At 45.3% G+C, this 21,742-nt stretch carries 18 protein-coding genes; 8 read left to right on the forward strand and 10 right to left on the reverse strand.

The features are described 5' to 3' along the window. Nucleotides 1-12 precede the first annotated feature (12 nt). Entirely contained in the window at nucleotides 13-723 is a 711-nt protein-coding gene (locus tag ABHV44_RS11550) for a cell division ATP-binding protein FtsE (protein WP_459074851.1), read from the forward strand. Between the two features lie 5 nt (nucleotides 724-728). Continuing rightward, the gene (locus tag ABHV44_RS11555; protein ID WP_459074852.1) at nucleotides 729-1,448 is read left to right on the forward strand and encodes a glycosyltransferase family 2 protein; all 720 of its coding nucleotides are present in this window, start codon (nucleotides 729-731) and stop codon (nucleotides 1,446-1,448) included. 5 nt (nucleotides 1,449-1,453) lie between these two features. Here ABHV44_RS11555 and ABHV44_RS11560 read toward each other — a convergent pair whose 3' ends face one another. From ABHV44_RS11560 to recR, 8 genes are all read right to left on the reverse strand, one after another. After that, nucleotides 1,454-1,849 (reverse strand): response regulator, encoded by a 396-nt coding sequence (locus ABHV44_RS11560; RefSeq protein WP_459074853.1) that lies wholly within the window; start codon nucleotides 1,847-1,849, stop codon nucleotides 1,454-1,456. Continuing rightward, nucleotides 1,836-3,317: a sensor histidine kinase gene (locus ABHV44_RS11565; RefSeq protein ID WP_459074854.1), complete on the reverse strand. Its 1,482-nt coding sequence runs from the start codon at nucleotides 3,315-3,317 to the stop codon at nucleotides 1,836-1,838. The genes ABHV44_RS11560 and ABHV44_RS11565 overlap by 14 nt, the downstream gene beginning before the upstream one ends. A gap of 154 nt (nucleotides 3,318-3,471) precedes the next feature. Further along, the gene (locus ABHV44_RS11570; protein WP_459074855.1) at nucleotides 3,472-4,587 is read right to left on the reverse strand and encodes a glycosyltransferase; all 1,116 of its coding nucleotides are present in this window, start codon (nucleotides 4,585-4,587) and stop codon (nucleotides 3,472-3,474) included. Beyond that, nucleotides 4,584-5,408: an exonuclease domain-containing protein gene (locus tag ABHV44_RS11575; RefSeq protein ID WP_459074856.1), complete on the reverse strand. Its 825-nt coding sequence runs from the start codon at nucleotides 5,406-5,408 to the stop codon at nucleotides 4,584-4,586. Before ABHV44_RS11575 ends, ABHV44_RS11570 begins: the two co-directional genes overlap by 4 nt. A 197-nt stretch (nucleotides 5,409-5,605) precedes the next feature. After that, complete coding sequence (locus ABHV44_RS11580) at nucleotides 5,606-7,789, reverse strand: hypothetical protein (RefSeq protein ID WP_459074857.1); 2,184 nt, start codon at nucleotides 7,787-7,789, stop codon at nucleotides 5,606-5,608. A 101-nt stretch (nucleotides 7,790-7,890) separates the two neighbouring features. Further along, complete coding sequence (locus tag ABHV44_RS11585) at nucleotides 7,891-9,264, reverse strand: dihydrolipoamide acetyltransferase family protein (protein WP_459074858.1); 1,374 nt, start codon at nucleotides 9,262-9,264, stop codon at nucleotides 7,891-7,893. A gap of 108 nt (nucleotides 9,265-9,372) precedes the next feature. Next, nucleotides 9,373-11,319, reverse strand: coding sequence for a glycosyltransferase (locus ABHV44_RS11590; RefSeq protein WP_459074859.1), 1,947 nt, complete (start codon nucleotides 11,317-11,319; stop codon nucleotides 9,373-9,375). An 87-nt stretch (nucleotides 11,320-11,406) separates the two neighbouring features. After that, nucleotides 11,407-12,027, reverse strand: a complete 621-nt coding sequence (gene recR / locus ABHV44_RS11595) for a recombination mediator RecR (RefSeq protein WP_459074860.1) — start codon at nucleotides 12,025-12,027, stop codon at nucleotides 11,407-11,409. Between the two features lie 139 nt (nucleotides 12,028-12,166). Here recR and ABHV44_RS11600 point away from each other — a divergent pair, with 139 nt between their 5' ends. Beyond that, entirely contained in the window at nucleotides 12,167-13,651 is a 1,485-nt protein-coding gene (locus ABHV44_RS11600) for a sodium:solute symporter (protein WP_459074861.1), read from the forward strand. On the opposite strand, the gene ABHV44_RS11605 is transcribed toward ABHV44_RS11600, so the two are convergent. Together ABHV44_RS11605 and ABHV44_RS11610 are read right to left on the reverse strand one after the other, a co-directional pair. Continuing rightward, entirely contained in the window at nucleotides 13,601-14,488 is an 888-nt protein-coding gene (locus ABHV44_RS11605; protein WP_459074862.1) for a diacylglycerol/lipid kinase family protein, read from the reverse strand. The two genes, ABHV44_RS11600 and ABHV44_RS11605, sit on opposite strands and share 51 nt — an antisense overlap. A gap of 75 nt (nucleotides 14,489-14,563) precedes the next feature. Then, the gene (locus ABHV44_RS11610) at nucleotides 14,564-15,418 is read right to left on the reverse strand and encodes a T9SS type A sorting domain-containing protein (RefSeq protein ID WP_459074863.1); all 855 of its coding nucleotides are present in this window, start codon (nucleotides 15,416-15,418) and stop codon (nucleotides 14,564-14,566) included. Between the two features lie 206 nt (nucleotides 15,419-15,624). Between ABHV44_RS11610 and ABHV44_RS11615 the strand changes: the two genes are divergently transcribed. From ABHV44_RS11615 to aroA, 5 genes are read left to right on the forward strand one after another with little or no spacing between them, the layout of a single operon-like run. Next, entirely contained in the window at nucleotides 15,625-16,842 is a 1,218-nt protein-coding gene (locus ABHV44_RS11615) for a pyridoxal phosphate-dependent aminotransferase (RefSeq protein ID WP_459074864.1), read from the forward strand. Nucleotides 16,843-16,854: 12 nt separating this feature from the next. After that, a complete protein-coding gene (locus tag ABHV44_RS11620; RefSeq protein ID WP_459074865.1) occupies nucleotides 16,855-17,844 on the forward strand; it encodes a bifunctional heptose 7-phosphate kinase/heptose 1-phosphate adenyltransferase in 990 nt (329 codons plus the stop codon). Nucleotide 17,845: 1 nt separating this feature from the next. Beyond that, nucleotides 17,846-19,672, forward strand: a complete 1,827-nt coding sequence (locus ABHV44_RS11625) for a TrkH family potassium uptake protein (RefSeq protein ID WP_459074866.1) — start codon at nucleotides 17,846-17,848, stop codon at nucleotides 19,670-19,672. A gap of 9 nt (nucleotides 19,673-19,681) precedes the next feature. Further along, nucleotides 19,682-20,416, forward strand: coding sequence for a bifunctional demethylmenaquinone methyltransferase/2-methoxy-6-polyprenyl-1,4-benzoquinol methylase UbiE (ubiE, locus tag ABHV44_RS11630; protein ID WP_459074867.1), 735 nt, complete (start codon nucleotides 19,682-19,684; stop codon nucleotides 20,414-20,416). 6 nt (nucleotides 20,417-20,422) lie between these two features. Beyond that, nucleotides 20,423-21,667 (forward strand): 3-phosphoshikimate 1-carboxyvinyltransferase, encoded by a 1,245-nt coding sequence (aroA, locus tag ABHV44_RS11635; protein WP_459074868.1) that lies wholly within the window; start codon nucleotides 20,423-20,425, stop codon nucleotides 21,665-21,667. Nucleotides 21,668-21,742: the final 75 nt, after the last annotated feature.

The following is a 21,742-nucleotide window of genomic DNA, read 5'->3' on the forward strand; positions in this document are numbered from 1 at the left end:
CAACACCACCACATGGCGGAAGAAGAAGTAACACCGGTTTGGCTGAAAGACGCCCTGATTGCCCAGCACGAGAACATCGTTTTGAGCAACGTGAACCTCACGATCGAGAATGGCGAGTTTGTTTACCTCATCGGAAAAACAGGAAGTGGAAAAAGTAGCCTGCTCAAAACAATCTACGGTGAGCTTCCGCTGAAGCACGGCCAGGGAAGCGTTTGCGGTTTTGACCTACCAAAACTCAAACGCAAAAAGATCCCTTACCTGCGTAGAAAACTCGGAATCGTTTTTCAGGATTTTGAACTGCTCTCTGACAGAACGGTGAACGAAAATCTCAACTTTGTGCTGCGAGCAACCGGCTGGAAAGGAAAAAAGGAACGACAAATCCGCATCAAGGAAGTGCTTTCGAAAGTGGGGCTCGATACCAAAGGCTACAAAATGCCGCACGAGTTGAGTGGAGGTGAGCAGCAGCGAGTGGGAATTGCGAGAGCATTGCTCAACGATCCGGAACTTATTCTTGCCGATGAGCCGACAGGTAACCTTGACCCAAAAACGACTGACGGCATTCTCAACTTGCTTTTTGAAATCAGCAAGAATGGAAAAGCAGTACTCATGGCCACTCACGATTACTCCACCATGAAAAAATTCTCTTCGCGGACCATCATTTGTCGCGATGGAAAACTCGTAGAAGCCGAAGCCGTGAATCATCTGTCGGACTTTTCAGACTAACACTTATGGGCGAATTGCGACTGAGCGTGATTGTTCCTGTCTACAATGCCACTGGCACCCTGGCGCGGGCTCTAAATTCCGTTCGTTCGCAAACCTGGAAAAATATTGAGCTGATTGTAGTTGATGGAAAATCGACTGACAACTCGAGAGCTATTGCCAGAGAGTTTAATCCCGACACTCTTATTTCCGAAGAAGACGAAGGAGTTTACGATGCCATGAATAAGGGCCTCGAACACGCCACTGGCGACTGGATCTATTTTTTGGGATCAGATGACAGGCTGGCGGCTGACGATGTTGTAGAAAAATTGCTTTCGCAAAATCCCGAAACGGAACTGATTTGTGGAAAAGTGAAAAACGTAAACCGTCCTACAAAGCGAATTCCGGAGATGTATCACAACCGCTTTACTCCTGCTCTTAAATGGCGCAACACGCTCCACCATCAGGGAGTTTTTTATCACAAGTCGTGTTTCGATTCTTTCCGCTTCGACAAAAGGTTTAAAATTCTGGGTGATTACGATCTCAACCTTCACCTTCTCAAGTCTGGAGCTCGTGCATTTCACAGCGAAGTGCTGATTGCTGTAAGTGATGCATCAGGATTGTCTAAAAATTTCGGAAAGTTCCTTTACCGGGAAGAACTGCGGGTCAAAAAGAAACATTTTGACGCTGGTCAAATGCTACTGCAAAAAATTTGGGTGTGGATGAAATGGATGTACAAGAACTTGTAAATGCCTCAGGTCATCAAAACCTCTTTCAATCTTTGCATAGTGACAGGCTTGATAAGGTAATCGCTAACCTGGCTATATTCTTTTGCTTTTTCAATATCTGACGGATTGACCGATGAACTCACTATGAATATTGTAATTTTCTTACAACACGGGATCCTGGAAAATTCTTCTAAAAATTGCCAACCGTCCATGATCGGCATATTCAGATCTAGCAAAATGAGATCTGGCAACGCTTCTTGATCCCCTTTCTCGATCAATGCAGAAAGCTGATTTAAGGCATCTTCACCATTGTGAAAAATGAGATAACTTTTACAAAAGTCTGCCAGCTCCATCACCCTCTTTGCACCAAAAACGTAAATCGGGTCATCGTCTATAATACATGCTATGTCAATCTTTTTCATAAGGTAAGTACGTATGAAAAGTGGTTCCCTGTCCTGGTTCGCTTTCTACTTCGATTCTACCGCCCATTGCTTCTACCTGATTCTTTGTTATAAACAAACCTATTCCCCGGGCATCCTTGTGTTTGTGAAACACCTTGTACATTCCGAACAGTTTTTCCCCGTGTCGGTTCAAATCTATTCCGCGTCCATTATCTGAAACAGATAATTTGATAAAGTCACCTACTCTGTCGGTGTCAACAACAATTCTCAGCTTCCTATCTTCAGAACGATATTTAATACTATTGGTCAAATAGTTTAAAATCACACTCTCCAGATAAGCGGGAATTGCCTTAACGGTGTAATCTTGTTCTGCCTTATCGACTAACTCACCTTCTGAATCGTAAAGTAGCGCTTTAACATTCCCTATTGCTTTTGCAATAAAAGAATTCAGCGAGAGTGGCTCCAGCTCTTGATTTGCCGAAAGATTCATAACCGCTACCTGGTTGAGATGTACGATCGTTTCTTCCAAATTTTCTGAAGCCTGATCTAACAAAGGGAAAAACTCGTTTCCAGTGCATTCCTGAGCTTGCTCTTTTGTCAGGTCAATGAGCAACCTGATGTTGCCAGAATGTGACCTGAGGTTGTGAGAAACAATGTGAGCAAAGTTTAGCAGGCGATTATTCTGCTCATTGGTGACTTTCAGCAATTTCTTTTCCTGCATTTCTGCCTTCTTTCTTTCGCTGATGTTGGTAATTTGCGATACGAAGTGCAGAGGTTTGTTGTCAGCATCTTTCACCATGGAAACAGACAAGACAGCCCACACTATTTCACCGTTCTTGTGGAAATATCGCTTCTCCATTTCATAGGAGTCTAATTGGCCCTTGAGCATCTTGCTCACATTCTCTAAATCCGCATTGAGATCATCTGGGTGAGTAATATCCTGAAATGTCAAATCCAAAAATTCCTCTTTGGAGTATCCCAGCATTTCGCATAGCTGATTGTTGACTCTCAACCAGTTTCCTTTGAGTGAAACCAGTGCCATCCCAATTGCAGAATAGTCGAATGTTCTGCGAAACTGCTCCTCTTTCAGCTCTAGCCTCTTTAAGTTTTGCTTGCTTTCTGTAATGTCCTGAAGCAGACCGTAAACTCTAGTGCATTTTCCATTTTCGATAACCGGGGTCCCGATAGACCTGACCCACACGGAATTGCCCTTTGCTGTGATTATCTCCAGGTCTACGTCAAATTCAACCTGTTCGGTAATGCACTTATTGAAAAGCTCCCGAATTTTCTCGCGATTTTCGCCTTCCTTGTAAAAGAAAATACCCTTCTCTATAGTGGGCGTGTAGTCATCTTCCACCTCATGTATCTTTCGAGTCACGTTACTCCACTCCACAGTCTCATTGACCAGGTCTACCTCCCAGGTCCCCATCCGAACAATTTCTCTAACCCTTCGAAAGAGATTTTCTGTTGTCTCAGCTCGCATATTCATTAGTTCTTCAGATTGAGCAAAACTATTAGATCTATTTATCCATCCTGTAAGAAGTAGGCTTACAATTTTGTCGAGCCACTTCTTTAAAATGTTAAAGGACTGAAAAACACTATTAGTTAGGGACGTTAGCAACGAAGACGAGCTTAGCTGTCTACTACAAAAAAGATTTAAAGATTCTCTCCAATCGCTTCGACTCATTTTCCCAATTGAATTCATTGGCAGCACGCTGCAAATTTTGCTTCCATTGCTTGTAGCGAGCTTCGTTAGAAAAGCACTCTTTCACTTTTAAAGCGATTTCTTGAGGATCGTGCGAGTCGATCATCATCCCAATATCATATTGGTTGTGAACGCGAACGAGCTCCTTGAGTCGAGAAGTTAGAACAGGAACTCCGGCCTGGATGTAATCGAAGAGCTTGTTGGGCAAACTGAACTTGTAATTCAGGTGCACCGGTTTGTCGAGGGAAATACCCAGGTCGACAACCGATGTATATTTCTGAAGCACTTCAAATGGCTGCTTGTCCAACAGCATGATTTTATCCTGAAGGCCTTTCTCTTCGCGAATTTGGCGAACGGTCTCTTTTTCTGTGCCAGAACCGATGATCAAAAACAAGACTCCTTCGAGGTGCTCCATGGCCAAGGCCATCTCTTTCGCTCCACGATCCGGATCGATAAATGCTCCCTGAAGCAGAACAATCTTTTTATCCTCAGGCAAGCCGAGTTCTTTTCTGGTTGACGAAATCTGCTCAGTTCGTTTGGGCGGCATGTTTCGAACTACTTTCACAGGGGCATCGTACTCATCGCGATAAATCTTGGCGATCGATTCGTTGACTGTGTAAACGTGGCGGAGCTTCGGGAAAATCCATTTCTCAAGCGTCTTCCAGACTTTCTTAGGAAACGGACGCCCTGTGAGTCCTTCGGCTTCGGTAAAGTATTCGTGACTGTCGTAGACAATTTCCTTCCCTTTCAGTTTGGCCACCAGAAAACCGGTCGGAAGTGTGTCGAGATCATTACACAAAATAATGTCCTGATTGGAAAACAGCAGATGGAAAAACAATCTGAAGTTGAACGCTGCGTAGAACAGCGCACCGCTTTTGAAAAGCATCCCAAAGCGGTGGGTTTTGTACGGACGATCGATCGGCTTGCTGTCGGGCAGTTTTCTCCCAACAAGCTTAATCTCAAAGCCCATGCTCTGAAGAGTGTCACAAGTTTTCTTTACTCGCTGATCGAAAGTCAGATCGTTAGAAACACAGACGCTGATGGTTTTCATCATCCCATAGAGTTGCGGACGTCAGTCAGCACTTTTTTGGTGTAGAGTGGAAAATCACCTTGCATCATCCAGCCGTAGTAACCCGGAGCCTCCTGGAGTACATCTTTTACTTTTCTGCCTTTGTACTTTCCAAAGTTGAAACAGACTTCGTCTTCGTCATCGTAAACTAGCCTTCCCATCAAGTCTGCATTGTTGTGATGCTGGAAGAATTCGTGAATCTTTTCCATGTCGTTCACCACTGGCTTCACAACATTTCCTTCTTTGTCTTTCACTTCAGTGTCTTCATAGCGCTCGAGCATAGCTTTAAAAATCTCGTAAGTCGCCATCGTGTCCGGCAGCGCTTCGTGGGCATCTGGCAATTCTTTACCACAGTAAAATTTGTAACCGGCTTCGAGTGTGCGTTTTTCCATCAGGTGAAAAATGACCTGGACATCCACAAGGTTGCGGTCTTTGACATTGAAGTCGATTCCAACACGCAAAAATTCTTCTGCCAGGAGCGGAATGTCGAATCGGTTGGAGTTAAAACCTCCCAAATCGCAGTCGTGCAAAAACTTAAATAGCCCCTTTGAGATTTGCTTGAAAGTTGGGGCGTCTTTCACGTCTTCGTCATAAATTCCATGAACCATACTCGACTCCGTGGAAATCGGCATTTCTGGATTAATCAGAATTCGATTTTCCGATCCAGGATTTTCGGGTTTACTGTGAATGGTGCCGTCTGGCATCACTTTCACCACGGCCAACTCCACAATTCTGTCGGTTGCTACGTTGGTTCCTGTTGTTTCGAGATCGAAAAATGCCAGAGGTCTTTTGAGGTTTAACTTCATGCTGCTAAATGGGTGTTTGTCACCTGTTTGAATTGGGTCGCTTTAAATGAGGGTGCTAAGTAAAAAATAATTTCGCAGCTGCGAGCGTTTTAAGCACAAGTAGAGTAGTAGGTTTTCAATTTGACGAAAGTTGAATTGACCTCAATTAGCAGAACAGAAAGCCCGGACATGCTCAGCATCGTCCGGGCTTTTTGATTTTACTTGGCAGTGACTTTTATGTACTGAAACCTTTCGTACACTTTGCGATTCTCGTTCACATCGTTGTTGTAGTTGGGCCCCTGAACACTGGCCTTAAGCTCTTCAAAACGGATGGCACTCTCTGGCACACCAGCTTCCTTAAGCTTTTGAGAAATAATTTTCTTGGCATTCTGAGCGCGGCTCATCGCTAGCTCGTAGTTGCTCGCGTAGTCCGAAGTTGGGACTTTCGAGGCGCTACCTTCGATTGTGATGATCACCATCCGGTCGTTTTCAGTAATCTCTTTCACCGAGTTTACGAATTGTCTGAAGTTCGCATCGTTCCCTTCAAAAGTATTGTGAGCGTAGTTGAATCGTCTGCTGAAAGTAACTTCAAACTCTGAGAGTTCATCGATGCCGATTTCTTCCTCCTCTTCAGACTCCACTACTTCAACTTCTGCAGTTTCGGCTTCTGATTCTTCGGTCTCATCAGTCTCTTTGTCTTCCTCTTTTTCATCCATTGCTTCTGCCGCACCTTCGTCTGTCTCAAGCTCCAGTCCGGTGTTTGGCTCTGCACCGTTCACATAAACCGGTTGCAGAAAAACCTCTTTCTTCAACTCTCTGTAGTTCGAATTGCAAGGAAGTTCCATTTCTTCTGAACTCACAACGTTGCCATTGGCAAAATACTCGAGTCTGTATTTTTTACATGGAGGAAGTATGGCCACGTAGCCGCCATCGCGCTGTCGAGGATTGTAATCAAAAACCTCGTTCGTCTCCAGATCGGTAACCTGCAAGCTCGCATCAGGTGGAAGCGACTCGCCCTCAGGAGCATAAATAAATCCTTTGAGAACAGTGAAATTCGCTTCGATGTCAAGGTTCGGCAAGTCGATAGAGTAAATATCTTTCAGTCCGAATCCACCTTCTTTACGAGACGAATAATAGGCCCGACTTCCATCAGCTGTTGGTGAAAAAAAGAGGTCATCATCTGCAGTATTCAGTGGATAGCCAATATTTTCCGGCTTGCTCCACTCTCCGTCTGTTCCCAGTGAAGAGTAAAAAATATCAAAGCCTCCCATGCTTTTGTGCCCATTCGAAGAGAAGTAAAGTGTTTTGCCATCGGGAGCGATGTACACCGCGTCTTCTTCGTAAGGCGTGTTGATCGACTGGCCCAGGTTGAGCGGTTTGCTCCAATCACCCGTTGGAAGAGTTGTAACTCTGTAAATGTCTCTTCCACCCTGTCCGCCTTCACGATTAGACACAAAGAAGATTGTTTCTTCATCTGCAGTCATAGAAGCGTGCGATTCCCAGGCATCGGAGTTGATCATGGGGTTGAGCGGTTCTGGTTCGCTCCAGGTTTCTCCCACGAGCTCCGAAATGAATAAGTCTCCATTTCCCGAATCGTCAAAATAAATAATGAGTTTTTGACCATCCGGACTCACGCTCACCGTTGCTGAGTGCGCGTTTTGTTTATTAATGTTCAACAATTCGGGCTTTTGCCACTCTCCTGCCCTGTTTCTGTAAGAAACGTAAATATCTTCGTAGACCAGCGGTGTGGATCGAGGTCCCTGGAATACATTAGAACTGTCATCTCTCACACGTGTAGAAGTGAAGAAAAGTGCATTCTCATCGATTGAAATGACTGGGCTGTGTTCTTCAAAGCGAGAGTTAACAATCGGTCCCAGAGTGTTGATTCCAAACTCACGTGGATTGGCAACTAATTTCTTAGCCACCTTGCACATCGCTATCTGGTGCTCGGCCTCAGCAAAGAGGTGGTGCTTTCTCTTTACTCGTTTCTTGAACTCTTCAAAAATGTCGATTGCCCTATCTAGTTGATAATTGAGGTGCAGCGAATGCCCGAGATAGTAAAGCGTCTCCACTGGTGCTGTCTCCTCCTTCGGTTCGTAAGGGTCGTAGTTCTTCGACATCTCAATTTCCGCGGCCTTCTCAAGGTATTTGAGCGCCTTGTCCTTATCGGTAGCCGTCTGCAAGTAGCAGTAGCCCAACTTAAAGTTGAGATTGGCGTTTTCGGGATTTGCCTTCACCAGGTCAAGCCATATTTGGATAGACTCTCTCCAGAGCCCTTCCTCCATTAGTTGATTGGCCTCAGTAAACTGGTCTCCAAAGTTGTTGGGAGCAGCATTTGCGTGCTGAGGTGAGGCAAAATAAAGCGCAAAAAACAGTAGTAATAATGGTCTAAGGTGCGTCATGGATGATTAAGATTTCCTAACGCGATAAAATTAAACCTTTACCACTGAATTTCAAAAGGTAACTTCGGAAATAGATTTCGAAACTATCTCGAACTCAAGCACTAAATTTCTCTGTTCGGATCGAAGCTCTCGAGAATATCGGCTACTTTTTTCACAAAAGTTCCACCCAACATTCCGTCAACCACGCGGTGATCGTAAGAATGAGAAAGGAACATCATGTGTCGGATTCCGATGAAATCACCTTCTTCTGTCTCAATTACAGCTGGCTTTTTGCGTATAGCTCCAACGGCCATAATCGCTGCCTGAGGCTGATTGATGATTGGTGTTCCCATCACGTTTCCGAACGTACCAACATTAGTAAGGGTGTAAGTACCTCCCTGAATTTCATCCGAAACAAGCTTGTTTTCGCGAGCTCTTCCGGCAAGGTCGTTCACCTTCTTTGTGAGGCCAAGCAGGTTGTACTGATCAGCATCGTGAATTACAGGAACGATCAAGTTACCAGTTGGCAAAGCTGCTGCCATTCCGATATTGATGTGCTTGCGCTTGATAATGTTTTTACCGTCAACAGAAACGTTCACTCCCGGGAGTTCTTTAATTGCTTTGGCGAGTGCCTCAATGAAAATAGGCGTGAACGTCATTTTTTCACCTTCGCGCTTCTGGAATTCACCTTTGATTTTGTTTCTCCAGTTGACGATGTTGGTCACATCGGCTTCCACGAAAGAGGTTACGTGCGGAGAAGTGTGCTTGCTGTCCACCATGTGGTCGGCAATCATTTTGCGCATGCGGTCCATCTCAACGATTTCATCGTCTGGTCCAACTGAAACTTTGGATGTTCCTGACTGACCTTTAACTGATGGCTTTGGAGCAGCTGCACTAGCAGCCTGTCCGTTTGAAGATGGAGCCGGAGCGGCTTTTTCTTCTTTTTTGGTTGGTGCCGGTGCGCCACCAGCTTTGCGATTTTCAACGTAAGAAAGCATGTCGTCTTTGGTTACACGACCGTCTTTACCGCTGCCGTCAACTTTTTCAAGCTCGTCCATTGAGATGCCTTCTTCTTTGGCGATGTTTCTCACGAGTGGTGAGTAAAATCTTCCTGACGGGCCAGTTTTTTCAACACCTTCGGAAAGCGGTGCAGAAACAGTTTCGAGCACTTCTTCGGCTGGTTCTTCTTCTTCAACTGCCGGAGTTGCTCCTGCAGCAGCTGCATTCGAACCAGAGCCAGAGCTGTCGCCTTCTCCCTCTACCTCTATCATTGCTATCACTTCGCCTACCTGAACCACATCATCTTCATTTGCCATGCGCTTCACGAGCACTCCGTCTTCTGGGGCGGGCACTTCCGAGTCAACTTTGTCGGTGGCAATTTCTACAATCGGTTCATCAGCTTCAATGGTATCACCTTCTTCTTTGAGCCACTTTACGATGGTGGCTTCGGCAACACTTTCTCCCATTTTGGGCAATAGCAATTCTATCTGGGCCATACTCTTCTGGAATGTTTTTTTGGGTGCACAAAATTAAACGAAAAATTGGGACGGGCAACAGTGTTGACGACCTGAAAAGAAGACAAACGAGGTTGCAAAAAGTTGAAATCAGCTTCCCAGAGAAGCGATGTTTTTGAAGATCACATTGATGTCGTTACCTACTCTGTAATCCCTTGCGTAAACAAGGTTGAGCTTTTGCCTGGTTTCGGAATTCAGCTCGCTAGGGTGAATTCTGGACACCGGAGGAAGCACTCCATTTTTGATTTTAGGTAGCTTTTGGCCAGAGGCCTCATCGCTGAAAAACCCTACCCAGGTCTTTTTACCGAGCAAAACTGAAAAGCAATTCGCGAAGAAGCCAGCTTTCTTTCTCACCCACCAAACGAGCAACGGACTGGTGATGATGAAAAGTAAGGCCAGCGTGAAATCCAGCAAGCGTTTGTTTCGCTGGTTGACGGTCTTCGAAACAGAGTTGACATCGAGGATAAAAAGGTCTGCACTCGACTCGATGGAATTGCTGCCTATGATGAAAAGACTTTCGGGAGGAGCGATTTTGAAGTCGGTCTTGCGGCTATCGAGACTGCTCATCGCCCCAATAATCTCACGGGAGCTCACATCTTTGGCGCAAAATATAACCTCATCAATGTTGTAGATTCTCAAAACCTCGTTGAGTTGACTGAGTGTTCCGTTGTAAAACTCCTCATCGCTAATGTCCTCCGGACTGAGAAAAGCTGTAAACCCTACCTGAGATTGAGTTTGTGAGAGAAGGTTTTGCACTCGTTCAATTTCACTTTTTGAACCAACGATTACAAAACGCTTTTTTCGAGCTCTGCTAAATGCGTAGCGCTTTGGACCAATAAAATGTAGCAAACTGCGAACAATTAAAAACTCCAGTAGTGCCAGGCCAGTCCCGATCAGAATCAGTGCCCGGGAGAATCGGTAATCCTCGGGCAAGAGCGAGTAGCCGATGAGGATCACAGCAGAACCAATGGCAATTCCTCTAATAATTTTCTTCCAACTGAAGGGTCTGTCGTAGCCTCCACTAAAAAACACTGACAGCTGCCAAATGACCGCGTAAACTACAAATGCCACGCTCACCATCTGTTCATCGTAATTTTTGTGCTGAGCTTCTTCGTAATAATTTTTGGCGAGTTCCATCAAACCAAAGATCAGCAGGAAATCGAGTACCGGAAGCCAAACTCTCTTGACAAATCGATTGACAATGGCCACTCCTGCGCGCAGATAAATTGCCATGTTGATGAAAAACGAAAACAACTTTGCGTTTTTGGCGCTGAAATGTTTTTCGGCAAAAATCACCATCGCCCGGTAAAAAACGAAAACGTAATTAAGACTCCCTTTTTTAGTGCTTTCGCCTTTGTAGTGGATAATTCGCGTATCTGGGAAGTAGTAATTTTTGTAACCGCCCTGAGTGATGCGGTAAGACAAATCAATGTCTTCCCCGTACATAAAAAACGCCTCATCGAGAAGTCCCACTTTATCGAGCGCTTCTTTTCTCATCAGCATGAAAGCGCCCGAAAGCACATCGATTTCGTGCACTTCGTCTTTATCGAGGTAGCCGAGGTGGTATTGACTGAATTTTTTGGATTTCGGAAAAAGTGCCGAGAGACCAAAAATTTTGTAAAACGCCACAGCGGGAGTTGGCAAACCTCGCTTGCTTTCCGGCAAAAAATTTCCTTTCCCATCTACCATCTTCACTCCCAGCCCACCTGCATCGGGGTGCTCGTCCATAAAACTGACGACTTTCTGAAAGGTGTCTTCCTGAACCACGGTGTCGGGATTGAGCAGTAGAACGTACTCGCCTTCGGCCATTCTCATCGCCTGGTTGTTGGCTTTGGAAAAGCCGAGGTTCTCTTTGTTTTCGATTCTTTTAGCCCAGGGAAATTTTCGTTTCACCATAGCCATAGAGCCATCCACCGAATTGTTGTCCACCACAAATACTTCCACTTCCAAATCCTTAATGGATTTTTCAACAGAGTGCAGGCACTGCTCCAGAAAGTGCTCTACGTTGTAGTTGACAATTATTACAGAAAGCTTCATTGACCGGATTGTTGACTGCAAACCTAAGATTCAATTTTTAAAATTGATCATTTAACCTCAACGTCAATTGGGCCAATGCATTTTTCACTATTGCTTAGAAAGAGAGTTTTCGTAGGGTGTTCGATTTACGATTGACCTACCCAGGGTGACTTCATCAGCAAACTCGAGCTGATCGCCCATGGAAACTCCACGAGCGATACTCGAGAGTTTTACGCCCATTGGATCGAGTTTTTTAAACAGATAAAAAGCTGTTGTTTCACCTTCCATAGTAGTGCTGAGCGCAAATATGACTTCATCCACTCCTTCGTCTTTCACCCTTTCGATGAGACTGTCGGCATGGATGTCTCCAGGACCAATGCCGTCCATCGGAGAAATGATTCCACCCAGTACGTGATACTTACCTCTAAATTGCTGGGTACTTTCAATCGCCATCACATCGCGAATGTCTTCGACCACGCAAACGAGTTTATCTTCTCGGTGAGGATTGCTGCAGATTGAGCAAATTTCTTCATCACTCAGGTTGTGACATTGCTTGCAGTAGTTGATATTTTCGCGAAGTCTCAGAAAAGCCCCGGCAAAACTCTCCACCTCGCTCTCATCGCGCTTTAGCAAGTTGAGAACCAACCGTAGCGCTGTTTTTCTTCCAACTCCTGGCAACGAAGCCATTTGATCTACGGCTTCTTCAATCAATTTTGACGAAAGATTCATGGAAGCAAAGATAATCAAGTCTTATCGCTCAGCGCAGTTTCTCAACCCAATGAATTACCAAAAGACTGTGAACAATAATATTACCCGCTGAACTGAGTTTGTATCGAAATGCATTTTATTTGCGGTCAAACCGTTCTCAATGTCTCCACTACTCATTTTATGTATCGTCCTGGCCTATTTTCTATTGCTGGTAGGAGTTTCTTTTCTTTCCGGAAAAAGTGACGACAACGATGCATTCTTTCTGGGCAATCGCCAGAGCCCGTGGTACGTGGTTGCCTTTGGGATGGTGGGTGCTTCGCTGAGTGGAGTTACTTTCATCTCTGTGCCCGGCTGGGTGGCAGACAGCCAGTTTGGCTACATGCAGGTTGTTCTTGGATATGTGGTAGGCTACATCATTATCATAAAAGTGCTGCTCCCACTCTACTATAAGATGCAGCTCACCTCGATCTACACTTATCTGGAAGGCAGGTTTGGGCCGTCATCGTATAAAACCGGATCGTTCTTTTTCCTGCTGTCGAGAATCATTGGTGCTTCATTCAGGCTTTATCTCGTAGCAATCGTTTTGCAGCTCGCAGTGTTCGATCAGATAGGCATTCCCTTCTGGGTAACAGTGATGGTGACGATCCTTTTGATTTGGATCTACACGGCCAGAAACGGAATTAAAACCATTATCTGGACCGATACGCTGCAAACCACCTTTATGCTCGCTGCAGTAATCTTAACAGTGATCATCATCAAGCGTCAGGTTTTCCCGGAAACCGGAATCGTGGAGTACGTGAGCAACTCCGACATGTCGCGAATCTTCTTTTTTGACAACTGGAAAAGTGGTGATCATTTTTGGAAACAGTTTCTGAGCGGGATTTTTATTACGATTGTGATGACCGGACTCGACCAGGACATGATGCAGAAAAACCTGAGTTGCAGAAACCTGAAAGACGCCCAGAAAAACATGTTTTGGCTGAGCATCGTGCTCGTATTTGTGAACCTCATTTTCCTTTCACTCGGAGTGTTGCTCTACGACTATGCCGAAATCAACAACATCGCTTTCAATAAAGCAGATGAGCTTTTTGCGAATGTGGCACTGACGGGAGAACTGGGAATTGGTGTGGCCATCTTTTTCATTATCGGTTTGATTGCCGCAGCCTACAGTAGCGCAGATTCAGCACTGACAGCACTTACAACTTCTTTTTGTGTTGATATTTTGGGTGTTCAGAAGAAAAAAGCTGAAGAAAGCAAAAGGCTCCGGAAACTCGTTCACATTGGTTTTTCGGTGGTGCTCTTCGTAGTGATTATCATTTTCCGCTATTTGATTGATGCGAGCGTCATTGAAGAGCTATTCGTTGCAGCCGGATACACCTACGGTCCGTTGCTCGGACTTTATGCTTTCGGCCTTTTTACAAAGCTAAAAGTGAGAGATCGGTGGGTTCCTGTAGTTGCTATCCTCGCCCCAGTTTTGAGCTACATTCTCAAAGACAATTCCCAAGATTGGTTCAACTATAAATTCACATTCGAACACCTGGTAATCAACGGAATTCTGACCTTCGCTGGATTGTTGCTTCTGGCTAAAAAACCGTCAGGCGATAATCCTCAGCGCCCGACTCTCGATGCTGATTTCGACAGGTAAGGAAAGTCCCATTTGACCGTCTTTTTCGAGGTCGCCCTCACCGGATATTTCCAATTTACTGGAGCGGTAGTAGCGAATCTTGGGGTGATCGATCACAGCGCCCTTTCTGAGTTGGGGAAGGTGCTGCAGGAAGTCCATTACTGTTACATTACCTATGATCACCACATCCAGCTGACCGTCATCCAGTTTTGCTTCTGGCGCGATGCACAGCCCACCTCCGAAAAATCTGCCATTGGCCGCAACAATTGCCACTGCCGGGCCAGAGAAATGAAATGAATCTCCAGAGCAATGCAGAATGCGTTTTTTAAATGTGAAAAAGGTTTTGATGATGGCGGATGCAAAAGTGAGGCTGCTGCCAAAGCGGCTCTTGCTCTGCGCCACTTTTTCGATTACCTGCGGACCGATTCCCGCATCGGCAATGTTCACAAAATATTCCGTTTGTCCATTGCTATAGTTGAGGACTCCCAAGTCAATTTTCTTCTCGCTGCCCCTGATAATTCTATCGTAGAGCGACTCGAGACTGAAAGACCAATCGGCTGATTTTATAAAATCATTACCAGTTCCGTTTGGAATGATCCCGAAAACGGGCATTGGAAAATCCGGGTTCTCCTTTTTGTGGTGCACCAAAGCGTTGATGCACTCATTGATAGTGCCGTCTCCTCCGATTGCCACAAGGTGAGTAAACTTTTCTTTTGCCGCTTTTAGTGCAAGGGACTTTTCGTCTCCTGCAGCCTCGGTTGGCCACAACTCAAAATCTCCCGCAAATTCCGACTCCAGTTTCTCCCTCCACTCTGACAACCCGCTTTTCTTGGTGTTAAGTATAAAAGCTGTCTTCAACGATTCTTATGTTTTGCGCAAAGAAAGCGAAAAGCAGCTAATATTTTCAAGAAATTTTTGCTTCGCTAAAGGTCACTAATTCTTCACCACTCTCGAAAATAATGTGCTCGATTGGTTAGTAATCTTGACAACATAAATACCAGCTGGAAATTGAGAGAGGTCCAGTCTTAGTCCACCTGATTGGCGTTCGTGTGGTACATTCAACCTTTGACCAAAACTGTCGAAGACTGAGACTGAGCCCACAAAATCATTTTTTAGATTCATAAGAAACTGCCCTTGGGTAGGATTGGGATAGGCTTTTACATTTCTCGATTCGATCTCCTTTAAATTTTGAATGAAATCTGTCGGACAGCTTTCTCCTTCAGACTCTTCCGGGTAGAGAATTGAACTATCGACACTAAAGCAACTCAGATACAATACAATATCAAGCTGCTCTGAGGGGTCTTGAAAAAGGCCAGAGGTACAACCAATTCCTTCGATCCAATAGTTCGATTCAATTTGAATTCGCTTTCTGTATTCCCCGCCAATCAAAATAGAATCGACAATACCGGCCTGAAAACTCATTAGGATAGCATCATCGATAGCCAGATGGCCTGTATAAACGCTGTCCACTGTTTCCGCTTCTTCCAGTGTGAAGTCGTAGAGAAGGTATTCCTCTGAAAAATCTGCTGGAACAAAAAATGCCTTTCCGTTCTCGCTCCTTATTGCTCCTTTGTAGCCCGTTGCGCATGAGTCAATTTTCGTGTAAGGCTGTGAGTTTATCAGCGTATCGCCAGCGGTGCAGTAGCTATAAAAATACCCTCCATCGATAAATTGAACCTGATTTTGCCAAATGGCATTTTCAGAAGGAAGCGGAATGTAGTCCTGAGATTGAGCTGTGGTAAATTGAGCGATGAGAATAGTCGTCAGCAGTAAATTTGATAGTTTCATATTTTAAAAATAAGTGGGTTACAGAGCAAGCTAAAAATTAATCAAAAAACAACTGGCACAGTTTACCGTCTATTCTAACAATCCAAACATTTAATCTCTCTTGAAATAAAACCTCAATCAGATTTCCCTGCCTAAATTTAACCGAATGACCAGAACACCTTAAATTCGCACTCTTCAATTGTTTCCTCAAAAGAGAAAAAGCATTCATGAGCAATTCAACAGCAAAACGCGAAGGTCAGGTTTCAGAGCTTTTAGGCAGATTGTCGGAATCAGCCACATTGGCGATGGCGCGCATCAGCCGCGAGCTGGCAGAGCAGGGTCACGATGTGATCAGCCTCAGCCTGGGAGAGCCTGACTTCGACACGCCAGATTTCATTAAAGATGCCGCTAAAAAAGCCATCGATGAAAACTACACGCATTACCCACCGGTAAACGGCTACGGCCCGCTGAGAGAAGCGATTTCTAAAAAGTTTAAAAGGGATAACAACCTCAATTACTCTGCCGACCAGATCGTAGTCTCTACCGGAGCCAAGCAATCCCTCGCCAACACCATTCTCAGCCTGGTGAACCCTGGCGATGAAGTGATTTTACCTGCTCCATATTGGGTGACCTACGAAGAGTTGATAAAGCTTGCAGGAGGAAAACCTGTGATTATTCGCACTTCTGTGGACAATGATTTTAAGATTACTGCCGAAGAGTTGAAAAACGCACTAACCGAGAAAACAAAGCTGATGATTTACAGCTCTCCGTGCAATCCTTCCGGTTCGGTTTACAGCAAGGACGAGCTCAGATCTCTGGCGGATGTGATTGTTACGAAACCAGACTTTTACGTGATTAGCGATGAAATTTACGAGCATATCAACTTCACTTCCCAGCACGCCAGCCTTGCTCAGTTCGAAGATATCTACGATCAGGTGATTACCGTGAACGGTGTTTCTAAAGCATTTGCCATGACCGGCTGGAGAATCGGCTACCTCGGTGCCCCACAGTGGATTGCAAAAGCCTGCTCAAAAATGCAGGGTCAATTTACTTCAGCTCCTTCGGGGATTTCGCAAATGGCTGCAAAAGCTGCCGTGGAAGCGGATCCGTCAGTGACAGGCGAAATGAAGAAAGCCTTTGAAGACCGTAGAAAACTCGTTTTGGATTTGCTCGAGGAAATTCCCGGGATTAAAAACAACGTGCCCGAAGGTGCATTTTACGTATTCCCGGACGTGTCGCACTACTTTGGAAAAAGCGATGGCGAAAAAATGATCAAAAATGCAACGGACGTCACCAACTACATTCTCGAAAGCGAGTACGTGGCTCTCGTTACCGGTGATGCTTTTGGAGACCCCAACTGCGTGAGGATTTCCTATGCCGCATCCGAAGAACAACTCAAAGAAGCATTACTTCGCATCAAGCGCACGCTTGCCAAATTGAAATAAAACCAGCTGGCAGTGAAAGAAAAAAACCTCAGCAGCATTTTCGAAAGTTTTAACGACCTCACCGTTTTGGTGGTGGGCGATGTGATGATCGACTCTTACTACTGGGGTCGCGTAAATCGCATTTCGCCAGAGGCTCCAGTGCCTGTGGTGAGCATTGAAAATAAAGAAAGTCGACTGGGAGGAGCCGCCAACGTGGCGCTCAACCTGATGACTATGGGCGCCAAACCCGTGATTTGCTCGGTGATCGGCAGCGATGAGAAAAATCGCGAGTTTTATGATCTGCTCGCTAAACGCGACTTTTCGAAAGATGGCATCATCGAATCGGAAGACCGGGTGACAACAGTGAAAACCAGGGTGATCAGCGGTGGTCACCACATGCTCCGAGTGGACGAGGAAGTCACCACTCCCCTTTCGCAGAAAGACGAAGAAGCTTTTGTAACCCGCATTCAAAAAATTGTAGAAGAACAAAAACCTGCTGTAATCGTCTTTGAGGATTACAACAAGGGCGTGCTAACCAAAGGAGTTATCGAAAAAACAATCGCCATTGCTCAGGAAAATGATATTCCGACTACGGTAGATCCCAAAAAGGATAACTTTTTCGAATACAAAAATGTGACGCTTTTCAAGCCGAATTTGAAAGAGCTGCGCGAAGGACTCAACAGGCCGCTGCCAGCAGGAAATTTCTCAGCTCTCAGCGATGCCATTGCCGAACTCGAAGGAATTCTCGAAAACCAGATCTCGCTGGTAACGCTTTCCGAACATGGAGTTTACGTGAAATCTCAAGGACAGGAAAAGCAAATTCCGGCTCACCTGCGCGAAATTCTCGATGTGTCAGGAGCTGGGGACACGGTGATCAGCGTGGCTTCTCTTGCGCTGGCAGCCGGGATGGACCCCGAAGATATTGCGGAGTTGTCAAACCTTGCAGGTGGATTAGTTTGTGAGAAGGTGGGAGTGGTTCCCATCGACAAAACTTTACTTTTGCGCGAAGCACTGAAACTGTAGTATGTCACTTCAATCTTTTCGTGAAAAAGCCAATCTGTTTCTTTACGGGAACAAAAAACTCGCACTGAGAACGGGCAAGGCCCTCAACGTGGTAGTGACCATCGGTGCAGTTATCACGCTTGTCTACCTCTACGGATATGAACACAAGGACGAAGAGGAAGCCGTTTTACTCAACATCATTCAAGGCAGTTTTGGGTTCTACGTTTTTCACTACATCCTGCGGTTTGTCTACGATTTTCATCCACAAGAATTTTTCCGAAAAACGTGGTTCGAGGGCATTGCCATGGCCATTCTGTTGGTAGAAGGTATTGCATTCAACTTTTTCGACACACTTCTTTTCCAGGAGCTTTTTAAGCAAATCGGAATTTCTGATGCAGCGAGTGTCAGCACCGTGCTGATTCAATTTTATTTTGTTTGTGTAGTGGTCATTGAGGCGCTGCGAGCATCTTCCATTTTCCCGCGTTTCAAATTGCATCCGGCCACGGTTTTCATTTTTTCCTTCATGGCCATCATTGTCTCTGGTACTGGGCTTTTGCTCTTGCCAGAAATGACCACCAAGGGCAGCAATTTGAGTTTTCTCGATGCGCTTTTCACCTCTACCAGTGCGGGGTGTGTAACTGGATTGATGACAGTTGATGCTTCCACGGAATTTACCTTCAAAGGGCAGATGGTGTTGCTATTCCTCATCCAGGTGGGAGGTTTTAACATTATTGCATTCGGTTCATTCATCGCGCTTGCTTCCAAGTTAGGCCTGGGTGTGAAGCACCACGATGTAATTGAAGATTTCGTGAATCGCGACACTGCGTTGAGCGCCCAGGGTATGTTGAGGAAAGTGTTCTTGTGGGCTTTTACGATAGAAATTCTGGGAGCTCTTGGATTCTACATTTTTTGGGGAGAGGTGACTTTCGCCAATCGCGGAGATCGGATCTTTAATTCGATTTTTCACTCTGTCTCTTCGTTCAACAATGCCGGGATTTCACTTTTCTCCAACGGCTTCTACGAAACCGGAATTAGAGAAAATTACATCATTCACTGGATCATCATCATTCTCATTTTTGCCGGAAGCATCGGGATGGTTGCCCTTTTCGACATGTTTGATATAAAGAGGCTGAGAGACAGAATGCGCAACTCCTGGAAAACCATTTCATTTTCCACCAAAATTGCGCTCTACTTTACCATCGCCCTGACGATCCTTACAGCTGTCCCCTACTTTATCCTTGAATACGACAATACCCTGGCGGACAAAAGCTTTTTCGGAAAATTTACAGCAACCATGTTTCAGGCTGTAACTCCGCGGTCGTGTGGATTTAATACCGTTGACTACCACCAGATCGGTATGCCGATGTTGTTTGTGACTATCGTGATGATGTTCATTGGGTCGAGCTCTTCGTCCACAGGTGGAGGAATCAAAACATCAACACTTGGAGTCATTTATGCCGACCTCCTTTCAACCATTAAAGGCCTGAATTATACCGAGCTTTTTAAGAAGACTATTCCCGCTGTGCTGAAGTCGAGAGCTTATGCCGTGCTCAACATCTTCCTTGTCGGAAACCTTATTTGCATTTTCTTGTTGACCATCAGTGAGCAGCACATTTTGGAGATGCCAGACAGAGATTTTATGGACCTTGTTTTCGAACAGGTTTCGGCACTTTCCACTACAGGGCTCTCCACAGGAATCACACCGATGCTCACGCCTTTCGGCAAGTCGGTGATTATGGTTTCGATGGTTGTTGGTCGTGTCGGCACGCTCACCGTTGCTTACGCTTTTGTAGGTAAACTGATTAGTAAAAATTACAAATACCCCGAAGGTCACACGATGATCGGGTAATAAAAAAGTATGGGAACAAAAGTTACACCCTACGAAAAGGAAAAAGGGAGCAAGAAGAAGCAGGTTGCTGAGATGTTCGATAACATCGCCCACAGCTATGATTTTCTGAATCACTTCTTCTCTTTTGGGATTGACATCTTGTGGAGAAAAAAAGCGATTCGGATTCTCAAAAAAGAAAATCCTGAATACGTGATGGACGTGGCTACTGGAACTGGTGATTTTGCGCTCGAAGCCGTGAGGATGGGGCTCGATGTAAAGAAAGTTGTCGGTGTGGACATTTCTGCGGGGATGCTCGAAATCGGCCGTCAAAAAATTGAGAAAAAAGGTCTTTCGGATAAGATTGAAATGAGACTCGGTGATTCGGAGGACCTGCCTTTCGAAGACGACACCTTCGATGCTTACACTGTGGCTTTTGGAGTTCGAAACTTTGAAAATTTGGAAAAAGGACTCACTGAAATGAGAAGAGTACTGAAACCAGGCGGACTTGCGATAATTCTCGAATTTTCAAAACCGAAGTACTTTCCAATCAAACAGCTTTACTGGCTCTATTCCAGAAAGATTATGCCTTTTATCGGAAAGCTCATTTCGAAAGATAATCGCGCATACACCTATTTGCCTGAAAGCGTGGAGGCGTTTCCCGAAGGGGTTGATTTTCTCACAATCATGCGAAAAGCGGGCTACAAGGACACGCGAAAAAAGGCGCTTACCGGTGGAATCGCTTCAATCTATCTGGGCAGAAAATAAAGCGGTATGGACGTTACTGTTTCACCATCGAAGCTGAAAGGAGAAATAAAAGCTCCCCCGAGCAAGAGTGTGATGCAGAGAGCAGTGGCCGCTGCAATTTTGTGCACAAGTCCAACAAAAATTAAAAACCCGAGCTACTGTGACGATGGTCTGGCAGCTTTGGAAATGGCTGAGCAACTTGGCGCCAGAGTTGAAAAGGGCGAAAATTCGTGTACTATTTTTCCCAATGAAGTCAAAGCCGGAGGCAATCTAAACTGTGGAGAATCAGGACTGGGCAGCAGACTTTTCACTTGTCTGGCAGCCCTTCAAAATCACGAGATTCAAGTCGATGGAAAAGGTAGTTTGAGGAACCGTCCTTTCAGCGACTTCGAAATGATTTTACCTCAACTTGAAGTCGAGTTCAAAACGACTAACGGACATTTGCCACTCAGCGTGAAAGGGCCGGCCAAGGCTGGAGAAATCGAAGTAGATGCCAGCAGCTCTTCTCAATTTCTGTCTGGTTTGCTCATGATTTTGCCAACTCTCGAGGGCGATTCTACGGTGAAAGTGAAAAACCTGAAAAGCCGACCTTACATCGACATGACGCTGGATGTGATGAAGCACTTTGGAGTCGAGGTTGAAAATCAGAACTACGAGATATTCAAAATTAAAGGAAAGCAAAACTACAGTGCCTCAGAGATAGAAATCGATGGCGACTGGAGCGGAGCTGCATTTTTGTTTGTTGCTGCGGTTGTGACTCAAAGTGAATTGAAGATCGCTTCACTGAAGAAAAACCCCAATCAGGGCGATAGTCAGATCGTAGATGTGCTCCAAAGCATGGGTGCGCAGGTCAAAGAGGAGAACGACAGCTGGATGGTTTCTGCAAAGACGCTAACTTCTTTTGAGTTTGACGCCACCAATTGCCCCGACCTCTTCCCTCCTCTTGCTGTGCTGGCTGTTCTTGGAAATGCACCAAGCAAAATAAAAGGCGTTCACCGATTAAAACACAAAGAGAGTGATCGGGGAAAAGTGCTAATAGAAATGCTCTCCCAAGCTGGGATTCGTTCAGAAATCGAAAACGATGAGATGATCATTTTTCCTGGCAAGCCAAAAGCTTGCACGATCAACTCCTACAACGATCACCGCATAGCCATGGCCGCAGCAGTTTTGGGCTTAGCCGGTGAGGGAGTAACTATCGAAGATGCAGAAGCTGTGAGTAAGTCGTGGCCCGGTTTTTTTGAGGATTTGGGATTGCTCAGAGCGAAAATCTGATTGTTGTAGTTCTTGACTTCTAAAGTCATTCAGCAAAAAAAAGCGACACTCTCATGTCGCTTTTATGTCCATCAA

This window comes from Halocola ammonii (assembly GCF_049334165.1).
In the GTDB taxonomy this organism is placed as follows: domain Bacteria; phylum Bacteroidota; class Bacteroidia; order Flavobacteriales_D; family Sanyastnellaceae; genus JBEGHD01.